The following is a 25,498-nucleotide window of genomic DNA, read 5'->3' on the forward strand; positions in this document are numbered from 1 at the left end:
ACGTTGCCTCATTTGCTAGCCGGGCGTCTTAAGAACTCAGACCGACGCGAAACGCATCACCCCCGCAGCACAGCCTCCCGAGCCTCCTGATACTCCACCTCCAGCTGCCCCACCAACTCCCCCACAGCCAGAATCTCCTGCGCAGCCCCCACGCCCTGCCCGGCGCTCCACACATCCTTCCAGGCCTTGGGCCGGGAACTCTTGTCCATATTGGCCGCCGGCTTCACCCCATTGCCGGCCAAAACCACAGGATCCAGCCCCGCCGCCACGATGCTGGCCGACAGATAATTCGCCGGCACCCCGGAGAAATAAGGCGTGTAAGTCACATCCGCCGCCTGCGCCGCCAGCACCATCTCCCGGTAGGCATCCCCCGCCAGCGACTCCTGCGTCGCGATGAAGCGCGTGCCCATGTACGCAAAATCGCACCCGAGGATCTGCGCCGCCAGAATGTCTTTGCCGTGGCTGATGCAGCCCGACAGCGCCAGCGGCCCGTCGTAGAACGCTCGGATCTCGTTGACCAGCGCGATCGGATTGACCTGGCCCGCGTGGCCGCCCGCGCCAGCCGCGACCAGGATCAGGCCGTCGGCGCCGGCGTCCAGCGCGCGCTTGGCGTGCCGCACGTTCGTCACATCGTGATAGACCAGCCCCCCGTAGGCGTGCGCCGCCTTCACCACCGCCTCTGGCGCATGCAGCGACGTAATCAGCAGCGGCACGCGACGCTCCGCGCAGATCGCCAGATCGCCCTGCCAGCGCGGATTGCTGGGATGGACGATCAGGTTCACGCCGTAGGGCGCCACCTTGGCGGCCGGGTCGGCGCTGCGCCTCGCAGCAAGGCCGTCCTCGATCCGCGTGATCCATTCGTGCAACTGCTCCTGCGGACGCGCGTTCAACGACGGAAAAGTGCCGATGATTCCCGCCGCGCATTGCGCCACCACCAGTTGCGGTCCTGAGACCAGGAACATCGGGGCGCCGATGACCGGCAGGCGGGTCTGGGCGCGCAGCGCGAGCAGGGGATTCATCGTGGGTGCTCCGGTAAAGGTCAGTTGGCCTGAATGTTGGCGCTCTGGATCACGTCCGACCACAGCGCATACTCGCGGTCGATGCGCGCCTGCAAAGCCTGGGAATCGCCTGAATTGATGGTGTAGCCGCCCTCGGTCATAGCCTGGCGGAAGGCGGGATCCTTCGACACCTCGCCCAGCGCGCGGGTCAGGCGCGCCGACACCGCGTCGGGCAGCTTCTTCGGTCCGACCAGCGCGTACCAGCCCACCACCTCGTAGTCCTTCATGCCGGCCTCCATCATCGTCGGCACCTCGGGCAGCTCGGGATTGCGGGTCTTGGACGTCACGGCCAGCGCGCGCGCCTTGCCGCTCTTGATGAAGGGAATGGCCGTGCTGGTGATATCGAACATGAACGTCACCTTGCCGCTAACCACGTCCATCATGGCGGGCGAATTTCCGCGGTACGGCACGTGCAGCATGGGCGCCTGGGCCTGCTTCTTCAGCAGCTCCGCCGACAGGTGATTCGACGCCCCGATGCCGGCCGACCCGAACGACACAGCGTCCGGATGCGCCCGGGCATAGGTGACCAGTTCTCCCACGTTCTTCGCCGGAATCTGCGGGCCGATCAGGAGCACATTCGCGTAGTCGACCACCAGCCCGATCAGCGAGAAATCCTTGCGCGGATCGAACAGGGTGCTGCGCTGCACCTGCGGCGACATGGTCAGGGTGGGACTGGCGGCAAAGCCCAGCAGATAGCCGTCGGGCGCAGCCTTGGCGGTGGCGTCGGACGCGATCATGCCGCTCGCGCCGGCGCGGTTCTCCACCACGACGGTCTGGCCCAGCTTGTCGCCCAGGTACTTGGCGAAGACGCGCGCCGTCGTGTCCACGGGACCGCCCGGCGCGTAGCCCACCAGCAGGCGGATCGGCCGTTCGGGATAGGCTTGTGCCCAGGCGCTTTGGGTGGCGGCCAGTGCGGCCACGGCCGAGGCCGCGGCGATCAGGTTCTTGATGTTCACGCTCTTGTCTCCTAGTGCATGGGTGGCCGGTCGTGGAGCGGAACGCCTGTCCGCGCCTACGCCAGCCTTTCTTTCAGCGGCTGCTTCAGGATCTTGCCGCTGACGGTGGTGGGTATTGATTCGATGGGAATGATTCGCGCCGGCCGCTTGTACGGCGCAAGCTGGGCGCGCAGGTGCAGCATCAGCAGGTTGGTGTCTACCGTGGCGCCCGGCATCGCCTCGACAAAGGCGATGACCTCTTCGTTGTGGTCGGCGGTATCGCGGCCCACCACGGCGGACAGGCGCACGCCCGGAAAGGCGTTGATGACGGATTCGACCTCGATCGGATAGACGTTGAACCCCGAGCGGATGATCAGGTCCTTCGAGCGTCCCGCGATGAACAGCGCGCCGCTGGCGTCGACATAACCGATATCGCCCGTGTTGAGCCACCCGCCGGGCAACAGCGCCAGCGCGGTCTGTTCGGGATTGCGGTAGTAGCCCAGCATGACCCCGGGGCCGCGGATCAGGATGTCGCCGCGTTCGCCGGGCGTCGGGGCGGCGTCGGGATTGCCGATGCGCATCTCGACGCCGTCCACGGCATGGCCGGACGAGCAGTCGTCGCGCGGCGCATCTATGTTGGTGATGAACATGGACCCGGCATATTCGGTGATGCCGTAGCCGTGGTGCATCGGCATGCCGAAGTAGCGCTCGGCGTCGCGCTTCTGCGTGGGGTCCAGCGCGGCGCCGCCCGTGTAGATGTAGCGCAGGGCGGGCGCGCGCAGTTCCGCGCGGGGCGGCGCCGCGGCCATCATGCGGCTGAACATGGTCGGAACGCCCTGCAGGATGCTGACGCCGGGATGCGCCAATGCCTTGAACACGTCGTCGGCGTCGAACCGGCTGCGCAGCACCAGGCTGGCCCCGGCGTACAGCGTGGCCATCAGCACGGTGGCGATGCCGAAGATGTGCGACATGGGCAATGCCGCGTAGCCGATGTCCTGCGGGGTCAACCGGCGCGACGCCGCCGACACGCGCGCAAAGTGCACCAGGCCGCGGTGCGGCACCATCACGCCCTTGGGCGCGCCCGTCGTGCCGGACGTGTAGATCACGGTGGCGACCTGGTCCGCCAGAACTCCAGTTTCCGCATGCGTGGGCGAGGCCGCGCGCGCGGCCTGGATGCCGGGCCCCCATACGGACTCGTCGGCGCCGGCGGCGCCGGCGGCGACGGCATGGGCCGCGGCCGCGGACGAGACGCCCGTGGTGTACAGCAGCAATTCGGGCTGCGCGTGCTGGCGGATGTTGTCGACTTCACGCGCGGACAGGCGGGCATTCACACCCACCGGCCACGCGCCCGCCAGGCCGCATCCGAACAGCGCCGCGATCATCGCCGCGCAGTTCTCGCCCACCATCATCACGCGATGGCCGGGTTGCACGCCCTGGGCGCGCAACCAGTCCGCCGTGTCCTGCACGCGCCGCCATAGCTGGCCGTAGGTAAGCGTGCCGCCGCCTTCCTCGTACAGACAGATGGCGTCGGGCTGCCTGCGCGCCTGCAGCGCCAGGATTTCGTGGATGCGGGTGATGGATTCTGCTTGGGACATGGATGTTGCGTTAATGATCAAAGCGTGGCCTGGGTGCCCAGGATGGCGGTGGACTGGCTGGACAGCGTACCGCCGTTTCCATGCACCAGCGCAAGCTGGGCGTCGGCGACCTGCCGCGCGCCGCACTCGCCGCGCAGCTGGCGCACCGCTTCGATCATGATGAAGACCCCGTACATGCCCGGATGCACGCAGCACAGGCCGCCGCCGTTCGTGTTCACGGGTAGCCTGCCGCCGGGCGCGATCGCGCCGTCCGCGATGAAATCCTTGCCTTCGCCCTTGGCGCAGAAGCCCAGGTCTTCCAGGAACAGCAGCGTATTGATGGTGAAGGCGTCGTAGAGTTCGACGACGTCGATGTCCCGGGGCGCCACGCCGGCCATCGCGAATGCCCGGCTGCCGGATTCGGCGGCGGCGGTCACGGTCAGGTCTTCCATCGAGGAAATCTGCCGGTTCCACACCGCCGTGGCGTTGCCCAGCACATAGACCGGCGGGCGCGGCAGATCGCGTGCGCGGTCGGCGCGCACCAGCACGTAGGCGCCCGCGCCGTCGGTGACCAGGCAGCAGTCGCGCACGCTGAGGGGGTCGGACACCATGCGCGCCGACAGGATCTGGTCCAGCGTGGCCGGCTCGCGCAACTGCGCTTCGGGATTCAATTGCGCCCATTGGTTCGCGGCCAGGGCCACCCGCGCCAGGTCTTCGCGCCGCGTGCCGTACTGGTGCATGTGGCGCGCCGCCGCCAGCGCATACGATGACAGCGGGCTGAGCGGATCGTAGGGGGTCTCGTAGGGCTGAGGGTCGAACTGCTTGCGGACCCGGCCGATCTCGGCGCGGCTCAGCGTGGACGTGCGCTGGGTGCTGCCGTAGCAGACCAGCACGGCGTTGCACTGGCCGGACGCCAGCGCGTGCAGCGCGGGCATCAGGTGCGCCACGAAACTGGAGCCGCCCAGCATGGTGCTGTCGATGAACGTGGGGCGGATGCCCAGGTGCTCGATGACCGGCATGGCCCACATCGGGGCGGCGACGCTGGCCGTGCAGATGCCGTCGATGTCGCGCATGGTCAGGCCCGCGTCCGCCACGGCGCGTTGCGCGGCCTGGACCAGGATTTCCATTTCGGTGTAGCCCGCGGCCTGTCCCAGGCCGGCGTGGCCCACGCCGGCCACCGCCACGGCGCCGCGCAGATCTTTCAGCGTCATGGCGCCTCCTTGTTGGGTACGAAGACGACCAGCCCGCGCCCGTCTTGCTGCACCACCTGGGCGCGCACGCCCATGCCGATGCGCACCGCGTCCGGCGCGACGCCTTCCACGCGGCTCATGAGCCGCACGCCTTCCTGCAGGTCGATCAGGGCCACGTTGTAGTCGCCGCCCGCGTCGGGCTTGCGCCGCACCACGGTGGTGGAATAGACGGCGCCGCGTCCGTCGGGCGTGATCCAGGAAAGCTTGTCCGCGCCGCAGTGCGGGCAGAGCATCCGGGGGTAGAACACGGCGCGGTCGCAGCCGGCGCATTGCTGGATAAGAAAACGTCCGTCGTCGAGCGCCTGGCGGTACTGCGCCTCGACGCCGTGCGACACGCTTTCCGTCTGATCGGGAGCAGTCATGGCGGGATGGGATTCCAGTGTTGGCGAAACAGGCCCTAGTGTCCGCAGTGCCGCCGGCTTCGGCCATTCTTCATTGCTGAAGCAGGACTTTTGCCAATCCGTAGTGGGCGGCTTTCCCTACACGCTGTGCGAAGCCCGTCTTCGGAAGAGGCAGATTGCCCGGGCGTGCGGGCCGTGGCTAGATATCGGGCAAAGGAGGTGGACCATGAACCTGACCTGGACGCCGCAAGAGCGCCAATTCCGTGAAGAAGTGCGGGCCTTCGCCGCCGCCAGCCTGCCGGACGACATCCGCGCCAAGGTGCAGCGGCACCAGCGGCTCGAACGCGATGACTACGTGCGCTGGCACAACATCCTGGCCGATCAGGGCTGGGGCGCGCCCAACTGGCCGGTGGAATACGGCGGCACAGGGTGGAATGCGCTGCAGCGCCTGATCTTCGAGGTCGAGTGCTTCAAGGCGGGCGCGCCGCGGCTGCTGCCGTTCGGCCTGTCCATGATCGGTCCCGTGCTGATGAAATACGGCAGCGCCGACCAGAAAGCGCGCCTCCTGCCGCGCATGATCCGCGTGGAAGACTGGTGGTGCCAGGGCTATTCCGAACCGGGATCGGGGTCCGATCTGGCGTCGCTGAAGACGCGGGCCGAGCGCGACGGCGACGGCTACGTCGTCAACGGCCAGAAGACCTGGACCACGCTTGCCCAGTACGCCGACTGGATGTTCTGCCTGGCGCGCACCGATCCCGACGCCCGCGCCCAGCGCGGCATCTCGATGCTGCTGCTGGACATGCGCGATCCCGGCGTCACCGTGCGGCCCATCCGCACCCTGGACGGCGGCCACGACGTCAACGAGGTCTGGCTCGAGAACGTGCGGGTGCCGGCCGCCAATCTGGTCGGTGAAGAGAACCAGGGCTGGACCTACGCCAAGTACCTGCTCGGCCACGAGCGCACCGGCATCGCCGGCCTGGGTCATTGCCACCGCGAACTCGGCATCCTGAAAGACATGGCGGCGCGCGCGCAGTCGCGCGGCAGGCCGCTGCTGGCGGACAGCCGGATGCGCGACCGCATCTCGCGCATCGAGGTCGACATCATGGCGCTCGAAATGCTGCTGCTGCGCGTGGCCTCCGCCAATGACGGCTCGCCGGGCCCGGAGGCGTCGGTGCTGAAGATCCGCGGGTCCGAGATCCAGCAGGACCTGGCGATGCTGCAGATGGAGATCGCGGGCCCGGAATCCTGGCCCTACGATCCCGACTGGCTGGTCGCCGGCAACGACTTTCACGGGCCCGGACCCGAGATGGCCGCCGCCGCGGGCGCGGGCTACGCCGATATGCGCAAGACCTCGATCTACGGCGGCACGACCGAAGTGCAGAAAGGCATCATCGCCCGCCTGGTGCTGGGCCTGTAGGCCCGGCGCGCAACCGCACAGGAACACGACGCATGGATTTCATCTACACGGAAGAACAGCGCATGCTGGCCGACAGCCTGCGCCGCCTGGTGGACCAGGCATGGACCTTTCCCCAGCGCCGCGCCCGGCAGGCCGCCGGCAAGCTTGACGGACAGGCCTGGAGCGCGCTGGCCGAGCTGGGCGTGCTGGGCCTGAACATCTCGCAGGATCATGGCGGCTTCGGCGAAGTGCCGGCCAGCCTGCTGCCGGTGCATGTCGAACTCGGCCGCGGGCTGGTGTCCGAGCCGGTCATCCCCAGCGCCGTCATGGGCGCCGCGCTGCTCGACGCCTGCGGCGACGCGGCTCGCGCCGAGTGGCTGCCCGCCATCGCTGCGGGCGAGGCCATCGTCAGCGTCGCCTGGCAGGAGCCCGGACGCCGCTATGATGCGGCCCCGCAGGGCTGCCGCGCCGCGCGCACCGCCGAGGGCTGGCGGCTGGACGGCGCCAAGCACCTGGTGTGGCATGGCGCAGCCGCCACCGCCTGGTTCATCAGCGCGCGCGGCGACGACGGCCAGACGCTGCTGCTGGCCGTGCCCGCGGACGCGGCGGGCGTACGCATTACCGACACGCCCACGCTGGACGGCGCGCGCTGCGCGCGGCTGGACCTGGACGCGGTCAGCCTGCCCGCCGGCGCCCTGCTGGCCGAAGGCGAGGCCGCCGGCGAGGCCCTGGCGCAGGCGCTGCAATGGGGCACCGCTGCGTTGTGCGCACATGCGGCGGGCGCCATGGACCGCCTGCTGGAAATCACCGTCGACTACCTGAAGACGCGCAAGCAGTTCGGCCAGCCCCTGGCGTCCTTCCAGGCCCTGCAGCACCGCCTGGCCGAGATGCTGGTGGCCAAGGAACTTGCCCTGTCGATGGCCTACGTGGCGGTGGCGGCCCTGACCGAATCCGACGCCGCGCAGCGGCGCCGCATGATCGCGTCGGCCAAGCTCGAAGCCGCGCGCGCGGGCCGGCTGGTGGCGCAGATGGCGGTGCAGCTGCACGGCGGCATGGGCATGACGGACGAACTCGAAGTGGGCGACTATTTCAAGCGCCTGACGGTCGTGGACCAGCTGCTGGGCGACACCGCCGAGCAACTGGCAGTACTGGAGGAACTGGCATGAACGCCAACACCGCGGAATTCACGCAGATCCGCTTCACGCTGGAGCGCGGCGTGGGCGTCATCACGCTCAACCGGCCCGAGCGCATGAACAGCTTTACCGAAGTGATGCACGGCGAGCTCGCCCGGGCGCTGGACATTCTTGAGGCCGACGCCGGCTTGCGCGGCCTGGTGATCACCGGCGCCGGCCGCGGATTCTGCGCCGGCCAGGACCTGGGCGAACGCAAGCCGGCGCAGGACGGCACGCGCCGCGATCTGAGCCTCATGCTTGAAAAATGCTATCGCCCGCTCATCAACCGGCTGCGCGCCTTGCCCGTGCCCGTGGTGTGCGTGATGAACGGCGTGGCGGCGGGCGCGGGCGCCAGCCTGGTGCTGGCCTGCGACGTGGTGTACGCCGTGGAGTCGGCCCGCTTCGTGCAGGCGTTCAGCAAGATCGGCCTGCTGCCGGACGCGGGCGGAACCTGGTTCCTGCCGCGCCTGGTGGGTTCGGCGCGCGCGATGGGGGCGGCCCTGTTCGGCGAATCGGTGTCCGCGGCGCAGGCCGAGTCCTGGGGCCTGATCTGGCGGGTGGTGCCCGATGCGGCGCTGCCGGACACGCTGCAACAGGTGCAGGACACGCTGGCCGCGGGCCCCACGCGCGCCTACGCGGCCACCAAGGCGGCGCTGCATGCGTCCAGCGGCAACACACTGGCGCAGCAGTTCGATCTGGAATGCAGCCTGCAGCGCGAACTCGGCTACACCGACGACTACCTGGAAGGCATGCGGGCGTTCGCCGAAAAACGGCCGCCCGCGTTTTCCGGAAAGTGACGCGCGCGCCGGCTCAGGGCGCGCGCGGCGATTGGATCTGTTCGATCAGTTCGCGCGCGCAGCCGGGCAGGGCGTCGATGTCCCGCACCAGCAGCTTGCGTTCGCGCACCACCCAGGGTTCGTCCAGCTCGACGACGCGCAGCGTGGTGTCCGCGCCATAGCGGCGGGCGGCCGAATCGGGAATGACGCCGACGCCGACGCCCGCCTGCACCATGCGGCAGATCGAATCGAAGCTGTAGAGCTGGATGCGCTGCGGCAGACGCTGGCCGATGCGCTCGAGCTGGTCGCGCAGGAAGGCCACCAGCGTGGAGCCTTCGTGCATGGTGATGAACGGATAGCGCACCGCGTCCGCCAGCTTGACCTTGTCTTGGTCTTGCAGCGGGTGGCCATTGGGCACGACCAGCACCAGCCGGTCGGTGCTGAAGTGGATGGTCTGCAATTCGGGCGCGTCCACCGGGCCTGCGACGATGCCCAGGTCGGTCGTGCCGTCCAGCACGCCGCGCACGATGTCGCGCGTCAGGCGTTCCTGCAGGTCCACGGTGACCCCGGGATGTCCGGACAGGAACTGCGCCAGGATGTCCGGCATGAATTCCGTAACGGCGGTGGTGTTGGCGAAGATGCGGATATGGCCGGCATCGCCGTCGGACTGCTCCTGGAAGTCGTGCTTCAGGTGATCCACCTGCCGCATGATGACCCGCGCATGCTGCAGCAGTTTCTGACCGGCGGGGGTGATTTCCACGCCGCGGCTGTCGCGGTACAGGAGGCGCGTGTTGAGCTGGTTTTCCAGCGCCTTGATCCGCACGCTGACCGCAGCCAGGGACAGATGCGCCCGTTTGGCCGCCTGGGTCAGGCTGGGGGATTCGGCGATGTGGATGAACAGTCTGAGGTCGGCGAGGTCGAAGTGCATGGCCCATATATTACGGCGCGTTGTGCCGGGCCGGGCGCGGATGGCCGATTCAGGCCCAGCAAACCCCGCCTTGAGGAAAAACGAATTCACTTAGGCTGGGGCTTGCGGGCATGCTTCAGGCTTGATAATTCCACCAGAGGATTTCCGGCATGACTTCAACAGATCCGGCCGCATGGATCGGCAGCGGCGAACGCAAGGCGGACGCCATGGATCCCGGCCACGCCGCGCGCATCGCCGCAACCCTGGGCGGTCCCGTGCCCGCCGCGGGAGATGACCTGCCGCCGCTGTGGCAATGGGCCTTCTTCATCGGCACGGTGGGCATGGACGGGTTGGGGACGGATGGGCATCCCTCGCGCGGCGGCTTTCTTCCGCCCGCGCAGGACCGCAACCGCATGTGGGCGGGCGGCCGCGTCGAATTCCGCCAGCCGCTCAAGGTGGGGACGCCCGCCGAACGCGTTTCCACGGTGGCCGACGTCAAGGAAAAATCGGGCCGCACAGGCTCCTTGCTGTTCGTGACCGTGCGCCATGAATACCATCAGGCGGGCGAGCTGGCCATCGTGGAAGAACAGGACATCGTGTACCGCCAGCCGTCGCCGCCCAAGCTGACCGGCAGCGAGCCGGCGCCGCAGGCGCAATGGACCGACACCGTGAATCCTTCTCCGGTGCTGCTGTTCCGCTATTCGGCGGTTACCTTCAACGGCCACCGCATCCACTACGACCATCCCTACGTGACCGGCGTCGAGGGCTATCCCGGCCTGGTGGTGCACGGTCCCCTCATCGCCACCGAAATGGTCGCCGCGTTCCGGCGCGCCCATCCCAAGGCGCGCCTTACGCACCTGTCCTACCGCGGCTTGCGTCCGCTGATCTCGCCCGCGCCCTTCCAGGCGGCCGGCCGCCTGACCGAGCCGGGCGTGGCCCAGCTCTGGGCAGAGCAGGACGGCACGCTGGCCCACCAAGCTGAATTGAGGTTCACCGAATGAACACGCAGGCCTCCCGCCCGCTGGACGGCATTACCGTCGTCAGCCTTGAACACGCCATCGCCGCGCCTTTCTGCACCCGCCAGCTGGCGGACATGGGCGCGCGCGTCATCAAGATCGAACGCCCCGGCAGCGGCGATTTCGCCCGCGGCTACGACGAACGCGTGCGCGGCCTGTCCTCGCACTTCGTCTGGACCAACAGGTCCAAGGAAAGCCTGACGCTGGATCTGAAGCGCGACGAGGCCGGCGACATCATGGACCGCCTGCTGGAATCGGCCGATGTGCTGGTGCAGAACCTGGCCCCCGGCGCGGCAGCGCGGCTCGGGCTGTCTTTCGATGCGCTGCACAAGAAGCATCCGCGCCTGATCGTCTGCGATATCTCGGGCTACGGGGAAGGCGGCCCCTACCAGGACAAGAAGGCCTACGATCTCCTGATCCAGAGCGAAAGCGGCTTCCTGTCGGTCACCGGCACGAAGGACGACCCGGTCAAGGCCGGCTGCTCCATCGCGGACATCGCCGCCGGCATGTACGCCTATTCGGCCATCCTGAACGCGTTGCTGCTGCGCCAGAAGACGGGCCTGGGCAGCCGCCTGGACGTGTCCATGCTGGAAAGCATGGTCGAGTGGATGGGCTTTCCCATGTATTACGCCTTCGATGGCGCGGCGCCGCCCGTGCGCGCCGGCGCCGCCCACGCCTCCATCTATCCCTACGGGCCGTTCCCCGTGGGCGGAGGCTCCACCATCATGCTGGGCCTGCAGAATGAACGGGAGTGGCGCGTCTTCTGCGCCCAGGTGCTGCGCCAGGCCGAGCTGGCGGAAGATCCGCGCTTCATTTCCAATTCGCTGCGCACCGCCAATCGCGACGCCCTGCGCGGCCTTATCGTGGCCGCCTTCGCCGACCTGTCCATCGAGCAGGTGACGCAACGCCTGGAAGACGCGCAGATCGCCAACGCGCGCGTCAACGATATGGCGGGCGTGTGGGCGCATCCCCAATTGCAGGCCCGCCAGCGCTGGAGCCAGGTCGACAGCCCGCAGGGCGTGCTGCCTGCGCTGCTGCCGCCCGCCAGCAGCAGCGCCTTCGCGCCGCGCATGGGGGCCGTGCCCGCGGTGGGCCAAAACACCGATGCGGTGCTAGCATCACTGGGATACGCGCCGGAACAGGTGGCGCAATTCCATGCCTCGGAGGTCGTGTGATGCATCCCGTCGTTCGTAGCGCCCTGTTTGTGCCGGCCTCCCGGGCCGAGCGCATACCCAAAGCGCTGGCCGCCGGCGCGGATGCCGTCATCGTTGACCTGGAAGACGCGGTGGAACACCTGGCCAAGGCTTCCGCCCGCGAAGCCCTGTGCGACTTCCTGGGCCTGAATCCCCAGGCGCGGGTGTGGATCCGCATCAACGACGCGTCGACGTCCTGGCATGACGACGATCTCAAGGCCTGCCGCGGCAAGCCCGGCGTGACGGGCATCCTGCTGCCCAAGGCCGAAAGCATGATGCAGGTGCGCCACGCCGCCCAGGCTGGCGTGCCCGTGATTCCCATCATCGAAACCGCCCAGGGCGTCCTCAACGCCGGCGAGATCGCGGCGACGCCCAGCGTCGCGCGCCTGGCCTTCGGCAGCCTGGATTACGGCCTGGACCTGGGGCTGACGCCCGACACCCCTGGCGCCGAAACCGTGCTGGACCACGCCCGCGTGCAGGTGCTGCTGCATACCCGCTCCGCCGGCCTCGCGCCCGCGCTGGACGGCGTCTTTCCCGGCGTGCAGGATCAGGCTGGCCTTGCCGCCGCAGCGGGCCGCGCGCAGCAGATGGGATTCGGCGGCATGCTGTGCATCCATCCCACGCAGGTGCCGGTCATCCACGCCGCCTTCGTGCCGGCGCTGCAGGAACTGGAATGGGCGCGGCGTGTCGTCGCCGCCCATCGCGACACGGCCGCGGGCACCTTCATGCTGGACGGCAAAATGGTCGACGCGCCCGTCATCGCGCGCGCCCGCCTGGTGCTGGCGCAGGCGGGGGAACCCGCGCGGGCCTGATTCCCCTGCGGCGCGCGACAGGATCCGCCCGCCGCTTTCCGGCGCGCGCGGCAGGCCGGTTTAACCTTGCGCAAGTGTTCCAGGGTCACCGGGCGCCGCGCAGCCGCCGGCGTGTCAGACTCCACACATAGCTTCCTTAAAGGCAGGCCCATGGGCGACGCGCTTTTCATCGGACATACCTACATCGACGTCACCGTGCTGGCCGACGAATGGCCCACGGGCGACCAGAAGAGCGTGGCGCGCGACTATGCCGTGTCCTTCGGCGGCAATGCGGTCACGGCCGCATTCGCCTGTGCGCGGCTGGGCTTGCCGCCGGACCTGATCTGCTCGCTGGCGCCGGACTGGCTGGGGCACATGTACACCGACATGGCGGCCGCGCACGGGGTGACGCTGCATGCGCGCCAGGTGCGCCGGTCGTCCCTGTCTTTCATCATGCCCAACCACGGCAAGCGCGCCATCCTGCGCGCGCGCGACGTGGAATACCTGAACGATTTCCCCAGACTGGACATCGGCGGCTACCGGGCCCTGCATCTGGACGGCCATCAGCCCGACGCGGCCCTGCATTACGCGCGCGCCTGCCGTCAGGCGGGCATCCTGACCTCGCTGGACGGCGGGGGCGTGCGCGAGAACACCGACGAACTGCTGCGCTTCATCGACGTGGCCGTCTGCGCGGAGCGCATGTGCGAGCAGCTGGGGCTGACGCCTGCGGGCCTGCTGGACCTGCTCAAGGCGCGCGGCTGCCGCATCGGCGCGGTCACGATGGGCGAGCGCGGCATGCTCTGGTACGACGAGACGGGGCGGGTCGATACGCTGCCTTCGCTGGACGTGCCGGGCTCGCGCATTGTCGACACATCGGGCGCGGGCGACGTGTTCCATGGCGCCTATGTCTGGTCCTACCTGACGCGGCCCGAGCAGCCCTGGATCGAACACTTTACTTTCGCGCGGGCCGCCTCCGCCCACAAGATCCAGCACCTGGGCAACGAAGCGGGGCTGCCGCAGGTCGAGGACGTCGAGCGCGCGATGATGGCGTTCACGCCGAAGGCGTGACGGGCTGGCGGCGCCTGGATGCGCGCCGCACGGAATCGCCGCGGGCGGTCAGGCGGCGATCCGCTCGATGGACTGGTCGTGGATCGCGGCGATCCACGCGGCTATCGGCTTGCCCTGCAGCAGCAGGCCAGGCGCCAGGTCGCGCAAGGGCAGCAGCACAAAGGCGCGTAGATGCATGCGGGGATGCGGCAGGATCAGGCGTTCGTGGTCCAGCTGCGTGTCGCCGTACAGCAGCAGGTCCAGGTCCAGCGTGCGGGGCGCGTTCCGGTAGGGACGCTGGCGGCCATGCTGGTTTTCCAGGGCCTGCAGCACGTCCAGCAACTCCAGCGGCGGCAGGGTGGTGTCCAGCGCCGCCACGGCGTTGACGAAGTCGGGGCCCGAGGCGTCGACCGGCGCGCTGCGGTAGAAAGGCGACGCCGTCGCCGCGGCAATGCCGGGCGTCAATTGCAGTTCCGCCAGCACCTGGCGCAGCGTCGCGGCGCTGTCTCCCAGGTTGGCGCCCAGGCCGATATAGGCGCGGACAGGCTGGCGCTGCATGGCGTCAATCGCCGCTGGGCGAGCTGCTGCGCGGACCGCTGCGGCGCGGACGGCGGCGCCGGCGGGCGGGCGACGACGACGGCGCGTCGCCGGCATCGCGCGGCTGGCGCGCGATTTCTTCGATCATGTCGGCGCGGGTGACGTCGTCGGCATTGGCCAGGTCCATCCACCACTGCGCCAGCACGCTGTCGAATTCGCCGGCGGCGGCGCGCAGTTGCAGGAAGTCGCAGGCGGCGCGAAAGCGCGGCTGCTCGATCATGCGGTAGATGGTCTTGCCCATGCGGCGTTCGAAGCGCGGCTGCATGAACCAGATTTCGCGCATGTCCGACGAAAAGCGGCGCTGGATGGCCAGCTTCTCGGTCTGTTCGTCCAGCACCGAGTCGGCGGCCGACGACAGCGCCGGGATGGTGTGTTCGCCCTGGGCGCGCAGCTGCTTCCAGCGCACGTCCACTTGCTGCCACAGCAGCGCGGCGAACAGGAAGCTGGGGCTGATGGTCTTGCCGGCGCGCACGCGTGCGTCGGTGCGTTCGAGGGCGAGTTCCACGAAGTGTTCGCCGCCGGGCTGCTCCAGCACGACGTCCAGCAGCGGCAGCAGGCCCTTGTGCAGGCCATCCGCGCGCAGCTGCCGCAGGCAGTCCATGGCGTGGCCGCAGGTCAGCAGCTTGAGCATTTCGTCGAACAGGCGCGAGGCCGGCACGTTCTCGATCAGGTCCGCCATGGTCTGGATCGGCTGGCGCGTGGCCGGGTCGATCGCGCCGTTGAGCTTGGCGGCGAAACGCACCGCGCGCAACATGCGGACCGGGTCTTCGCGGTAGCGCTTGACGGGATCGCCGATGATGCGGATCTGGCGCTTCTTCAGGTCGGCCACGCCATCGTGGTAGTCGATGACTTCCTCGTTGTGCGGGTCGTAGTACAGCGCGTTCATGGTGAAGTCGCGGCGCTTGGCGTCTTCTTCCTGCGACCCGAACACGTTGTCGCGCAGGATGCGGCCGTGCTCGTCGGTTTCCTGGTCTTCCGAGGCCGGGGCGCGGAAGGTGGAGGTCTCGATGATTTCCTGGCCGAACACGACGTGGACGAGCTGGAAGCGGCGGCCGATGATGCGGGCGCGGCGGAACAGCGGGCGGATCTGTTCGGGCGTGGCGTTGGTGGCCACGTCGAAGTCCTTGGGTTCGAGGCCGACGATGAGGTCGCGCACCGCGCCGCCGACGATGTAGGCTTCGTAGCCATGCTGGCGCAGGACTTCGCATACCTTGATGGCGTGGCGCGACACGTTGCGGCGGTCGATGCCGTGCTTGTCGCGCGTGATGCGCAACGGCCCCTTGGGCGCCGGCGCGAACAGTCGGCCGACGAATTTTCTTATGGTTTCAGTGATCATTTAGGACTTCGAATCTTCCATGTGGTCGAACAGGTCGATCACTTGCCAGCCGCGTTCCTGCGCGATGCCGCGCAGGGTGGGGCTGGGGTTGGCGGCGATCGGGCGGGTCACCTTTTCGAGGAGAGGCACATCATTGACCGAATCGCTATAGAAAAACGATTCGGAGAAATCCGCAAGTCCCAATCCCATGCCGGACAGCCAATCGTTGACGCGCACCACCTTGCCTTCCTTGAAACTGGGCGTGCCCAGGATCCGGCCGGTGTAGCGGCCGCGCAGATATTCGGCGTCGGTCGCGACCAGGTGGGGCACGCCGAAGGCGCGGGCGATGGGGGCGGTGACGAAGCTGTTGGTGGCCGTGACGATGGCGCAGAGATCGCCGGCTTCCAAGTGGGAATCCACGAGGTCGCGCGCGGCGGGGGTGATGGACGGGCGGATGACTTCGCCCATGAAGGCTTCGTGCCAGGACGCCAGGTCGTAGGGCGAATGCGCGGCCAGGAGGCCCAGCATGAACTCCGCGGCCTGTTCGGCCGTCAGTTCGCCGCGGTTGTAGCGGTCCATCAGATCGTCGTTCAGACGGCGGGCTTCGACGGGATCGCCCGCGCGGCCCGTGCGAGCCAGATAGTCGGCCCATTGATAGTCGCTATCCAGCGGCAACAGGGTGTGATCCAGGTCGAACAGGGCGAGACGTCGGGTGGTCATGTGCGTTGTGAATCAGGATCTGCGAGCATGGCGCGCAGCAGAGGCAGGGTGATGGGGCGGCCGGTGGCCAGGGAATAGCGGTCCAGGGCGTCGAGCAGGGCCGCCAGCTTGCGGATGTCGCGCTCGTGGTGCGTGAGCATCCAATTGATGATTTCCGGCGCAAGATGCAGGCCGCGTTCGGCCGCCTGGAAAGACAGCGCGGCCAGCTTGTCGGCATCGGACAGCGGGTCCAGGCGGAACACCAGGTCCCAGCCCAGGCGCGTGCGCAGGTCTTCGCGCAGCGGCATCGACAGCGGAGCGCGGTCGCCCGCCAGCGCCAGGGCGAAGGCGCGGCCCGTGGCGGCGGATTCGCGCCAGCGGTTGTACAGCGCAAAGAGCGCGGCCTGGCGGCTGTCGTCCATGCGGTGCACGTCGTCGACGGCCACGAACTGGGGCATCGGGGACTTGGAATCGGCTTCCGCCAGGCGCCGCAGCATGTTCTCGCCGTTGGCCGGGTCGATGAAGACGGCGTCGGGGCGCGCGGTCAGGGCGCGCAGCAGGTGGGTGCGGCCGCAGCCCGCGGCGCCCCAGATGTACAGGGCGCGGCCCGGTTTTAGCGTGCGCACGGCCGCCAGCGCTTCCCCGTTGGGGCCGGCGATATAGTTGTTCAGCGATGGCGCTGGCGCGGGAAGAACGTCGAGCAGCAGCTGGCGGTTCATGAGAGGTTATCAATCGGGCTCTTCCGAAGCCTTCCGGAAACCTGCGCCGCGAAGGTTCGCAGCGGATTTCCGCGGGGGACATGCCGGGCAACGCTGCCGGGGCGCCGGAAAAACCAAGAAAATCAGTGATACATGGGCCAAAATTCGACCTGGCAAGGCCGGGGTTTGCCGTTGGGTTTTGCCCATTGGGTTTGCCATCGGGGCTTGCCGCCAGGCCTGGTTGGACCCGGCTTGGGCTTTAACCGCCAGAAACTGGCAAAATCAATACCGGCCAACCCTACACTTTAAACCACCTGAGGGGATGGTGTCGCGTCCGAGCGCTTGGCCTGGCTTGGGTTTGCGCCCTTGAGCCCTGCTTGCGCCCGCGTCATCGTAAAATGCAGGGCGTTCCACCAAATTCCCAGCAATTGTTACATACCCCACGGCATTTCTCATGACGAATCAACCTAAAGCCCCCCTGACCTACCGCGATGCCGGTGTCGACATCGACGCAGGCGACGCCCTGGTCGACCGTATCAAACCCCTTGCCGCGCGCACCATGCGCCCCGGGGTGCTGGCCGGTATCGGCGGCTTTGGCGGCCTGTTCGAAGTGCCGAAGACCTTCAAGGAGCCCGTGCTGGTCTCGGGCACCGACGGCGTGGGCACCAAGCTGCGCCTGGCGTTCGACTGGAACCGCCACGACACCGTGGGCATCGACCTGGTCGCCATGAGCGTCAACGACATCCTGGTGCAGGGCGCCGAGCCGCTGTTCTTCCTGGATTACTTCGGCTGCGGCAAGCTGTCGGTGGACACGGCGGCTGCGGTGGTGGGCGGCATTGCCAAGGGCTGCGAACTGTCGGGCTGCGCGCTGATCGGCGGTGAAACCGCCGAAATGCCGGGCATGTACCCGGACGGCGAATACGACCTGGCCGGTTTCGCGGTGGGTGCGGTGGAAAAGTCCAAGATCATCGACGGCAAGTCCATCAAGGCGGGCGACGTCGTGCTGGGCCTGGCGTCCAGCGGCGCCCACTCCAACGGCTATTCGCTGCTGCGCAAGATTCTCGAGCGCGCCAACGCCAAGCCGGACGACGATTTCCACGGCCAGAAGATGGTCGACGTCGTCATGGCCCCGACCCGCATCTACGTGAAGCAGGTGCTGGCCGCGCTGGCCAAGCATGGCGCCGCGATCAAGGGCCTGGCCCACATCACGGGCGGCGGTCTGCTGGATAACGTGCCGCGCATCCTGCAAGACGGCCTGGCGGCCAAGCTGCATCGCGACGCCTGGGAAATGCCCAAGCTGTTCCAGTGGCTGCAGGAGCAGGGCGGCGTCGAGGACACCGAAATGTATCGCGTCTTCAACTGCGGCATCGGCATGGTGCTGGTGGTGGATCCGGCCCAGGCCGACGCCATCGCCGCCACGCTGCGCGAGCAGGGCGAAACCGTCAGCAAGCTGGGCGAAATCGTGCCGCAGGAAGCGGGCATGGCGCAGACTTTCGTGGTGTAGCGCCGCGCGGCAGTTTCGCCGCAACAAAAAACCGCCGGCAACGGCGGTTTTTTTACGTCTGCGCGCTGGCGCCTTGGCTAAGCCGCGAGCGCCGCCGCCACGGCGTCGATCGTCCGGGCCACGGCGTCCGGGGCCAGGCAGTCCACGATGACGCGTTCGGGCTGTGCGCGCAGCCAGGTGATCTGGCGCTTGGCCAGTTGGCGCGTTGCGGCGATGCCCTGCTCGCGGGCGGTGTCCAGGTCGATTTCACCGTCCAGGTGGGCCCACATCTGGCGATAGCCCACGCAACGCACGGACGGCAGGCCCGGATGCAGGTCGGGGCGGGCGTGCAGGCGGCGCACCTCGTCGATGAGGCCCTGGCGCAGCATGGCGTCAAAGCGCTGTTCGATGCGCGCATGCAGCGCGGCCCGGTCCGAGGGCTCCAGGCTGATGGTCAGGTAGCGGTTGGCGTCGTCGTCGGGCTTGCGATGCGCGCGCTGCAGCAGCGCGGACATCGGCTGGCCGGACAGCTGGCAGATTTCCAGGGCGCGCTGGATGCGCTGGCTGTCGTTGGGCGCCAGTCGGGCGGCGGTAGCCGGGTCCAGTGCGGCCAGTTCGGCATGCAGGGCGGGCCAGCCCAGCCGGGCGGCGCGCGCTTCCAGTTCGGCGCGCAGGGCGGGGTCGGCCTGCGGCAGGTCGTCCAGGCCGTCGCGCAGCGCCTTGTAGTACATCATGGTGCCGCCCGCCAGCAGCGGGATGCGCCCGCGTGCGCGGATCTCGCCGATCAGCCGCAGCGCGTCCGTGCGGAACTCTGCGGCCGAGTACGACTGCACGGGATCCAGGATGTCCAGCAGGTGCTGCGGCACGCGGGCCTGTTCGTCACGCGACGGTTTGGCCGTGCCGATGTCCATGCCGCGGTAGATGGTGGCCGAATCCACGTTGACGATTTCCAGCGGCCAGCGCTCGGCCAGCGCCAGCGTGGACGCGCTCTTGCCGGCCGCGGTGGGGCCGGCAAGGCATAGGACGAGATCCGAAGCGGGGGCGAGGGAGGAAGGCAAGCTATTGTCCGCGCAGGAAAAGCTTGTCCAGGTCCGACATGGACCACTGCACCCAGGTGGGGCGGCCATGGTTGCACTGGTCGGCCCGTTCGGTGGATTCCATCTGGCGCAGCAGCCCGTTCATTTCTTCGAGGGTGAGCTTGCGGTTGGCGCGCACCGACCCGTGGCAGGCCATGGTGGACAGCAGTTCGTTGCGCTGCTCGGTCAGCAGGCGCGAGACGCCGACGGCGCCCAGGTCGCGCAGCACGGCGCGGGCAAGGGTTTCGATGTCGCCGCGGGCCAGGATGGCGGGCACCGAGCGCACGGCGATGGACGTGGGGCCGGACGGCCGCATTTCGAAGCCCAGGTCGTTCAGCTGTTCCTCGAACTCTTCGACGATGGCCACGTCCTTTTCCTGGGCGTGGAACACCACGGGCACCAGCAGGTCCTGGCGCGGCAGGCTGCGGGCGTCCAGCGCGTGCTTGAGCTGTTCGTAGACCACGCGTTCATGCGCGGCGTGCATGTCCACCAGCACCATGCCGCGGCGGTTCTGCGCCAGGATGTAGACGCCGTGCAGTTGCGCCACCGCCATGCCCAGGGGGTGTTCCTCGTCCGCGGGCAGCGTGGCGGCCGGCGCGGGTTCGCGCAGGGGGGCGGCCTTGCCGGCGGTGTCGTCGTTCAGCGGTCGGTAGAGCGATTGCCAGTCGGCCGCCGGAATGCCGGCAGGCTCCGTGTGCAGGCGGAACGGCACCTGGCTGTGGGGGCGCTGCGGGGCGGGCGATGGGCGCAGGCCGTACGAGGCGCCGCCGCCATTGCCGCCGGCATAGCCGGGCCGCGGCGAGTCCGCGGACGCCGGGTTCAGGCCGGGGGTGGATGGGGGCGCGGTCTGCGGGGCCGGCGCTGCATCAGCGGCCGGGCGCGCCACGGTTTCGAATTCGGCGTCGTCATGTTGGCCGGCGGGCGCCACCGCCGACGAGCCGCCGGTCTGCGCCAGCGTCTGGCTGACCGCATGCGAGACGAAGCGGTGCACGGCGCCGCTGTCGCGGAAGCGGACCTCGTGCTTGGCCGGATGGACGTTCACGTCCACGGCGGCGGGGTCGATATCCAGGAACAGCACGTAGGCGGGCTGGCGGTCGCCGTGCAGCACGTCCGCATAGGCGGCGCGCAGCGCATGGCTGACGGTGCGGTCGCGCACGTAGCGGCCGTTCACGTAGAGGTACTGGCGGTCGGCCCGGGCGCGTGCGGCGGTGGGGCGAGTAATCATGCCGGCCAGGCTGACCGTGCCCACCGAATGCGACAGCAGCAGGCCGTGTTCGGCGAATTCGGCGCCCAGCACGTCGCGGATGCGCTGCGGCGGTTCGGCCGGCAGCCATTGGCGCTGCGCGCGGTCGTGGTGGAAAAGCCGGAATGCGATCTGGGGGTGCGCCAGCGCGATGCGCTCCATCGCGTCGACGCAGTGGCCGAATTCCGTGGCCTCGGAGCGCAGGAACTTGCGGCGCGCCGGCACGGCGTCGAACAGCTGGCGCACGTCCACGGTGGTGCCGGGCGGGCCCGATGCGGGGCCGACCTGCATGCTGCCGGCGTCAATCTGCCAGGCGTGGTCGCCGTCGCGCGTGCGGGAAATGATGGAGACCTGGGCAACGGAGGCGATGGACGCCAGCGCTTCGCCGCGGAACCCCATGGACGCCACCGACTCCAGTTCGTTGAGCGAGCGGATCTTGCTGGTGGCGTGGCGCGCCAGCGCCAGCGGGAGTTCTTCAGGGGGGATGCCGCCGCCGTCGTCGGTGACGGCGATGCGCCGGATGCCGCCGCCCTCGAGGCGGACCTCGATGGCCCGCCCGCCGGCGTCGATGGCGTTTTCAAGAATTTCCTTGAGCACGGACGCCGGCCGTTCGATCACCTCGCCAGCGGCGATCTGGCTGATCAGCAGGTCGGGAAGCGCGAGGATGGAACGGCGTTCGGTCATTGGGCTCAGGTCTGGTGTAGCTATGCGGACGATTTTAACGTCTTGGCCCGGTGGGCTATAGTCGCTGGCAAAATTCCCTTCCGATATCAGGGCTGCTTCAATGCTTGAATTCTTCAATATGGTGCTCCACATCGACCAGACGCTTGGCGTCTGGGTCGCGCAATACGGCGTGTGGGTGTACCTGGTGCTTTTCTTGATCGTCTTCGCAGAAACCGGGCTGGTGGTGCTGCCCTTCCTGCCCGGGGACTCGCTGCTGTTCATCGCCGGCGCCTTCGGCGCGACGGGGCATATCGACCCGATTCTGATGTCTGTGCTGCTCATCGTCGCGGCGGTGACCGGCAACACGCTGAACTACGCCATCGGCCGGTATATCGGGCCGCGCGTTTTTTCGATGAACCTGCGCTTCCTGGACCGCGGCGCCCTGATGCGCACGCACGCGTTCTACGAAAAGCACGGCGGCAAGACGATCGTGATGTCGCGCTTCATTCCGGTGGTGCGGACCTTCGCGCCGTTCGTGGCGGGCGTGGCCGACATGTCGCTGGCGCGATTCCAGCTGTTCAATATTCTGGGCGCGCTCTTGTGGGTGATCAGCCTGGTGGCGGCGGGCTACTTCTTCGGCAACATCCCGCTGGTCCGCGAACACTTGAACACTATCGTCCTGATCGGCCTGGCCGCGGCCATCGTGCCCGTGGTGGGGGCGGCCGTGGTCAAGCTCTTCCGCTCGCGCCGCACCCAATAGGTCCGCGGTTCCGGCACAAAGAAAAAGGGCTGTGCGCCAGATGACGCACAGCCCTTTTCAATGCTTGGACGCCTAGCTGACGTCGCCCAGGCGGGCCAGCGGCGGGTTGGCCGTGAAATAGCGCTGGATGCCGGTCATCATGGCCTGCGCCAGCTTGTCCTGGTGCGAGGTGCTGCGCAACAGCGCCTCTTCCTGGGGATTGCTGATGAAGGCGGTTTCGACCAGCACGGACGGGATGTCCGGCGCCTTCAGCACGGCAAAGCCGGCTTGTTCGACGCTGTTCTTGTGCAGGCGGTTGATCTTCTTGATTTCGTCCAGGAAGGCGTTGCCGACCTTGAGCGAGTCGTTGATCTGCGCGGTGGTGGACAGGTCCAGCAGCACCTTGGCCACCTGGCGGTCGTGGGTGCCCAGGTTGACGCCGCCGATCAGGTCGGCCGCGTTTTCCTTGTCGGCCATCCAGCGCGCCTGCGCGCTGGTGGCGCCGCGCTGCGACAGGGCGAACACCGACGAGCCATTGGCCGACGGCTTGACCCAGGCATCCGCGTGGATGGAGACGAACAGGTCCGCATGCACGCGGCGCGCCTTCTGGACGCGCACGTGCAGGGGCACGAAGTAGTCGTCGTCGCGCGTCAGGTAGGCGCGCATGTAGGGCTGGCTGTCGATCAGCGCCTTCAGGCGCCGCGCGATGCGCAGCACCACGTCTTTTTCGCGCAGGCCGCTGCGGCCGATGGCGCCAGGGTCCTCGCCGCCATGGCCGGGGTCCAGCGCGATGGTCAGCATGCGCTTCTTGCCGCGGCTGGCCGTGGCGGGGGGGCTGGGCGGCGTGGGCAGGGCGGGCGCCGGCTGCTGGCCGCGCACGCGCGGCGGCTCGGGCGGATCCGCCCGCGTCACCGGATTGCGCTGGATGTCTTCCAGGATGCGCGCCAGCGGGTCGTCGACGTCAGGGCCGCTCTGCTTGTTCAGGATCGCGATGAGGGGATCCTGCGCGACCTTGGGATACAGGTCGAGCACCAGGCGGTACTGGTAGTCGGCCACGGGCTTGAGCGTGAATACCTGCGGCGCCACGGGCTGCTTCAGGTCGAACACCAGGCGAACCACGTTCGGCCGGTTTTGCGCCACGCGCAGGCTCTGGATGTAGGGATCGTCGGGGCGGACCTTGGAAACCAGGTCGTTCAGGGCTGCACTGAGGGTCAGTCCCTCGATGTCGACCACCAGGCGGTGGGGATTTTCCAGCGTGAACTGTTCGGCCTTGAGTTCGCTGTCGAGTTCGAGCGTGACCCGGGTGTATTCGTCGGCTGGCCAGGTCCGTACGGCCAGGATCGTTGCCGCCTGCGCCAGGCGCGGCACAACCGGCAGGACGAGCAGGGTGGCGGCGACGCTGATCAGGCGGCGTCGGGTGGCGCCTGCCGAGGGGAGGGCGCCGTCAGGGGCGGGGGGACAATCGCGTTCAACCATGTTTGTCCTCGAGCGGTGTACGCGGTCAGGGTGGCGTCACGTCCGTCGCCTGCATAGGCAAGGGAAATCAGCAGGTCTGGCGGAGGTAAAAGACCCTCTGCCCGCTCCGGCCATTCGATCAAAACGACCGCATCGTCACGCAGTAAATCTCGGAATCCTGCGTCCAACCATTCGCGCGAATCACTAAATCTATAAAAATCAAGGTGATAGAAGTATAAGTTAGAAACTTTATAAGATTCAAGCAGCGCGTAGCTTGGACTCTTGATTCGGCCTGTGATGCCGCATTCGCGCAACAATGCCCTGGTGAAGGCCGTCTTTCCTGCCCCCAGGTCCCCCTGAAGATGGATACATGCGCCTTTCGGGCCGGTTTCGCCTCCCGAGACCAGGGGGGCGAGCTGCCGCGCCAAGGACTCCGTGGCGGCTTCGTCGGACAGGTGCAAAGTCAGGCTGCAAAGAGGGGCGGACATGGCGCGGGGCAGGTGGTAAAAAACGATGATCGGAGCATGGATTGGAGCAATTATAGGAATGCGGGTTTCTGCTAACCTATAACTGATTGTTATTCTCAATAATGTCGCGACTGAAGGCTTGTTGCCGCCCGCGACCGACGCCGCCACGGAGTTGTAAGCGCCATGAAGACCCGCATCGAAAAAGACACGTTTGGCCCCATCGAGGTCCCCGAGGATCATCTCTGGGGCGCCCAGACGCAGCGCTCGCTGCATTTTTTCGCGATTTCCACCGAAAAGATGCCGGAACCGCTGGTCAACGCCATGGCGCGGCTCAAGCGCGCGGCGGCCAAGGTCAATGCCGACCTCGGCGAGCTGGACCCCAAGGTGGCCGACGGCATCATGCAGGCCGCCGACGAAGTCATCGCCGGCAAGTGGCCGAATGAATTCCCGCTGTCGGTCTGGCAGACCGGCTCCGGCACGCAAAGCAACATGAACATGAACGAGGTGCTGGCCAATCGCGCTTCGGAACTGCTGGGCGGCGTGCGCGGCGAAGAGCGCAAGGTGCATCCCAACGACCACGTCAACCGCGGCCAGTCGTCCAACGACACCTTCCCCACCGCCATGCACGTGGCGGCCGCCGTGCAGGTGGAGCACCAGCTGCTGCCGTCCCTGAAGGCGCTGCGCGCCACGCTGGCGGCCAAGAGCGCCAAGTTCTACGACATCGTCAAAATCGGGCGCACCCATCTGCAGGACGCGACGCCGCTGACCCTGGGCCAGGAGCTGTCGGGCTACGTCGCCCAGCTGGACCTTGCCGAGCAGCAGATCCGCGCCACCCTGCCGGGCCTGCATCAGCTGGCCATCGGCGGCACCGCCGTGGGCACCGGCCTGAATGCGCACCCGCAATTCAGCGCTAAGGTGTCGGCCGAACTGGCCCACGCCACCGGCACGGCCTTCGTGTCCGCGCCCAACAAGTTCCAGGCGCTGGCGTCGCACGAAGCGCTGCTGTTCGCCCATGGCGCGCTGAAGTCGCTGGCCGCTGGGCTGATGAAGATCGCCAACGACGTGCGCTGGCTGTCCAGCGGTCCGCGTTCGGGCCTGGGCGAAATCAGCATCCCCGAAAACGAGCCGGGCAGCTCGATCATGCCGGGCAAGGTCAACCCCACGCAGTGCGAAGCCATCACGATGCTGGCCGCGCAGGTCATGGGCAATGATGTGGCCATCAACATCGGCGGCGCCAGCGGAAACTTCGAGCTGAACGTGTACAAGCCGCTGGTGATCCACAACTTCCTGCAATCCGTGCGTCTCTTGACGGACGGCATGGCCAGCTTCGACAAGCACTGCGCTGCGGGCATCGAGCCCAATTGCGACCGCATTGCCGAACTGGTCGACCGTTCGCTGATGCTGGTGACGGCGCTGAATCCGCACATCGGCTACGACAAGGCCGCGCAGATCGCCAAGAAGGCGCACAAGGAAGGCCTGTCGCTGAAGGAATCGGCGCTGGCGCTGGGCTATGTGACCGAAGCGCAGTTCGCTGAATGGGTTGTGCCGGGCTCGATGACCAACGCGCACAAGCCGTCGTAAGCGGCGGCGTGCAAGTGAAATGGCCG

Annotated in this window: 24 protein-coding genes; 10 read left to right on the forward strand and 14 right to left on the reverse strand. The window is 68.0% G+C overall.

From position 1 onward, the window contains the following. Positions 1-56: 56 nt before the first annotated feature. Genes KYC_RS02525 through KYC_RS02545 form a run of 5 tightly spaced genes read right to left on the reverse strand, consistent with a single transcriptional unit; the run spans position 57 to position 5,179 of the window. Positions 57-1,019: an NAD(P)H-dependent flavin oxidoreductase gene (locus KYC_RS02525; RefSeq protein ID WP_008158549.1), complete on the reverse strand. Its 963-nt coding sequence runs from the start codon at positions 1,017-1,019 to the stop codon at positions 57-59. A 20-nt stretch (positions 1,020-1,039) separates the two neighbouring features. After that, entirely contained in the window at positions 1,040-2,014 is a 975-nt protein-coding gene (locus KYC_RS02530) for a Bug family tripartite tricarboxylate transporter substrate binding protein (protein WP_008158550.1), read from the reverse strand. 56 nt (positions 2,015-2,070) lie between these two features. Continuing rightward, complete coding sequence (locus KYC_RS02535; RefSeq protein WP_008158552.1) at positions 2,071-3,588, reverse strand: class I adenylate-forming enzyme family protein; 1,518 nt, start codon at positions 3,586-3,588, stop codon at positions 2,071-2,073. A gap of 17 nt (positions 3,589-3,605) precedes the next feature. After that, on the reverse strand, positions 3,606-4,778 hold the full coding sequence (locus KYC_RS02540; RefSeq protein ID WP_008158553.1) for a thiolase: 1,173 nt from the start codon (positions 4,776-4,778) through the stop codon (positions 3,606-3,608). Beyond that, positions 4,775-5,179 (reverse strand): Zn-ribbon domain-containing OB-fold protein, encoded by a 405-nt coding sequence (locus tag KYC_RS02545; RefSeq protein WP_008158556.1) that lies wholly within the window; start codon positions 5,177-5,179, stop codon positions 4,775-4,777. The genes KYC_RS02540 and KYC_RS02545 overlap by 4 nt, the downstream gene beginning before the upstream one ends. 205 nt (positions 5,180-5,384) lie before the next feature. On the opposite strand from KYC_RS02545, the gene KYC_RS02550 reads away from it, so the two are divergent. Genes KYC_RS02550 through paaG form a run of 3 tightly spaced genes read left to right on the forward strand, consistent with a single transcriptional unit; the run spans position 5,385 to position 8,523 of the window. Then, positions 5,385-6,575, forward strand: coding sequence for an acyl-CoA dehydrogenase family protein (locus tag KYC_RS02550; protein WP_008158558.1), 1,191 nt, complete (start codon positions 5,385-5,387; stop codon positions 6,573-6,575). 32 nt (positions 6,576-6,607) lie between these two features. Further along, entirely contained in the window at positions 6,608-7,720 is a 1,113-nt protein-coding gene (locus KYC_RS02555; RefSeq protein WP_008158559.1) for an acyl-CoA dehydrogenase family protein, read from the forward strand. Beyond that, positions 7,717-8,523 carry a 2-(1,2-epoxy-1,2-dihydrophenyl)acetyl-CoA isomerase PaaG gene (gene paaG, locus KYC_RS02560; RefSeq protein ID WP_008158561.1) on the forward strand — a complete coding sequence of 269 codons (807 nt, stop codon included), beginning with the start codon at positions 7,717-7,719 and terminating at the stop codon, positions 8,521-8,523. The genes KYC_RS02555 and paaG overlap by 4 nt, the downstream gene beginning before the upstream one ends. Before the next feature lie 13 nt (positions 8,524-8,536). Here paaG and KYC_RS02565 read toward each other — a convergent pair whose 3' ends face one another. After that, positions 8,537-9,430, reverse strand: a complete 894-nt coding sequence (locus KYC_RS02565) for a LysR family transcriptional regulator (protein WP_008158563.1) — start codon at positions 9,428-9,430, stop codon at positions 8,537-8,539. Between the two features lie 149 nt (positions 9,431-9,579). On the opposite strand from KYC_RS02565, the gene KYC_RS02570 reads away from it, so the two are divergent. The 4 genes from KYC_RS02570 to KYC_RS02585 all read left to right on the forward strand — a co-directional run bounded on the left by KYC_RS02570 (position 9,580) and on the right by KYC_RS02585 (position 13,477). Beyond that, entirely contained in the window at positions 9,580-10,410 is an 831-nt protein-coding gene (locus tag KYC_RS02570; RefSeq protein WP_008158564.1) for an HTD2 family dehydratase, read from the forward strand. Next, positions 10,407-11,600, forward strand: coding sequence for a CaiB/BaiF CoA transferase family protein (locus KYC_RS02575; protein WP_008158566.1), 1,194 nt, complete (start codon positions 10,407-10,409; stop codon positions 11,598-11,600). Before KYC_RS02570 ends, KYC_RS02575 begins: the two co-directional genes overlap by 4 nt. Beyond that, positions 11,597-12,430, forward strand: coding sequence for an HpcH/HpaI aldolase/citrate lyase family protein (locus tag KYC_RS02580; RefSeq protein WP_043517379.1), 834 nt, complete (start codon positions 11,597-11,599; stop codon positions 12,428-12,430). The genes KYC_RS02575 and KYC_RS02580 overlap by 4 nt, the downstream gene beginning before the upstream one ends. A 150-nt stretch (positions 12,431-12,580) precedes the next feature. Further along, positions 12,581-13,477, forward strand: a complete 897-nt coding sequence (locus tag KYC_RS02585) for a sugar kinase (protein ID WP_008158569.1) — start codon at positions 12,581-12,583, stop codon at positions 13,475-13,477. Positions 13,478-13,525: 48 nt separating this feature from the next. On the opposite strand, the gene KYC_RS02590 is transcribed toward KYC_RS02585, so the two are convergent. Genes KYC_RS02590 through hda form a run of 4 tightly spaced genes read right to left on the reverse strand, consistent with a single transcriptional unit; the run spans position 13,526 to position 16,786 of the window. Continuing rightward, positions 13,526-14,014 carry a 2-amino-4-hydroxy-6-hydroxymethyldihydropteridine diphosphokinase gene (locus KYC_RS02590; RefSeq protein WP_008158571.1) on the reverse strand — a complete coding sequence of 163 codons (489 nt, stop codon included), beginning with the start codon at positions 14,012-14,014 and terminating at the stop codon, positions 13,526-13,528. Between the two features lie 4 nt (positions 14,015-14,018). Next, a complete protein-coding gene (pcnB, locus tag KYC_RS02595) occupies positions 14,019-15,389 on the reverse strand; it encodes a polynucleotide adenylyltransferase PcnB (protein WP_008158573.1) in 1,371 nt (456 codons plus the stop codon). Further along, positions 15,390-16,088: an HAD family hydrolase gene (locus tag KYC_RS02600; RefSeq protein WP_008158576.1), complete on the reverse strand. Its 699-nt coding sequence runs from the start codon at positions 16,086-16,088 to the stop codon at positions 15,390-15,392. Next, the gene (gene hda, locus KYC_RS02605) at positions 16,085-16,786 is read right to left on the reverse strand and encodes a DnaA regulatory inactivator Hda (RefSeq protein WP_008158578.1); all 702 of its coding nucleotides are present in this window, start codon (positions 16,784-16,786) and stop codon (positions 16,085-16,087) included. The genes KYC_RS02600 and hda overlap by 4 nt, the downstream gene beginning before the upstream one ends. A gap of 433 nt (positions 16,787-17,219) precedes the next feature. On the opposite strand from hda, the gene purM reads away from it, so the two are divergent. Continuing rightward, positions 17,220-18,269, forward strand: a complete 1,050-nt coding sequence (purM, locus tag KYC_RS02610; protein WP_008158581.1) for a phosphoribosylformylglycinamidine cyclo-ligase — start codon at positions 17,220-17,222, stop codon at positions 18,267-18,269. A gap of 77 nt (positions 18,270-18,346) precedes the next feature. Here purM and miaA read toward each other — a convergent pair whose 3' ends face one another. Together miaA and mutL are read right to left on the reverse strand one after the other, a co-directional pair. After that, on the reverse strand, positions 18,347-19,306 hold the full coding sequence (gene miaA, locus KYC_RS02615) for a tRNA (adenosine(37)-N6)-dimethylallyltransferase MiaA (RefSeq protein WP_008158583.1): 960 nt from the start codon (positions 19,304-19,306) through the stop codon (positions 18,347-18,349). 1 nt (position 19,307) lies between these two features. Continuing rightward, positions 19,308-21,251 carry a DNA mismatch repair endonuclease MutL gene (mutL, locus tag KYC_RS02620; protein ID WP_008158585.1) on the reverse strand — a complete coding sequence of 648 codons (1,944 nt, stop codon included), beginning with the start codon at positions 21,249-21,251 and terminating at the stop codon, positions 19,308-19,310. A 100-nt stretch (positions 21,252-21,351) separates the two neighbouring features. On the opposite strand from mutL, the gene KYC_RS02625 reads away from it, so the two are divergent. Next, complete coding sequence (locus tag KYC_RS02625) at positions 21,352-21,990, forward strand: VTT domain-containing protein (RefSeq protein WP_008158587.1); 639 nt, start codon at positions 21,352-21,354, stop codon at positions 21,988-21,990. A gap of 72 nt (positions 21,991-22,062) precedes the next feature. Here the strand turns inward: KYC_RS02625 and KYC_RS02630 are convergent, their stop codons facing one another. Together KYC_RS02630 and tsaE are read right to left on the reverse strand one after the other, a co-directional pair. Further along, entirely contained in the window at positions 22,063-23,445 is a 1,383-nt protein-coding gene (locus tag KYC_RS02630) for an N-acetylmuramoyl-L-alanine amidase (RefSeq protein ID WP_008158588.1), read from the reverse strand. Next, positions 23,373-23,912 (reverse strand): tRNA (adenosine(37)-N6)-threonylcarbamoyltransferase complex ATPase subunit type 1 TsaE, encoded by a 540-nt coding sequence (gene tsaE / locus KYC_RS28550; RefSeq protein ID WP_008158589.1) that lies wholly within the window; start codon positions 23,910-23,912, stop codon positions 23,373-23,375. Before tsaE ends, KYC_RS02630 begins: the two co-directional genes overlap by 73 nt. Positions 23,913-24,074: 162 nt before the next feature. Between tsaE and fumC the strand changes: the two genes are divergently transcribed. Further along, entirely contained in the window at positions 24,075-25,472 is a 1,398-nt protein-coding gene (fumC, locus tag KYC_RS02635; RefSeq protein ID WP_008158592.1) for a class II fumarate hydratase, read from the forward strand. The last annotated feature ends 26 nt before the right edge of the window (positions 25,473-25,498 follow it).

The organism is Achromobacter arsenitoxydans SY8, from assembly GCF_000236785.1.
Lineage (GTDB): Bacteria > Pseudomonadota > Gammaproteobacteria > Burkholderiales > Burkholderiaceae_B > Achromobacter > Achromobacter arsenitoxydans.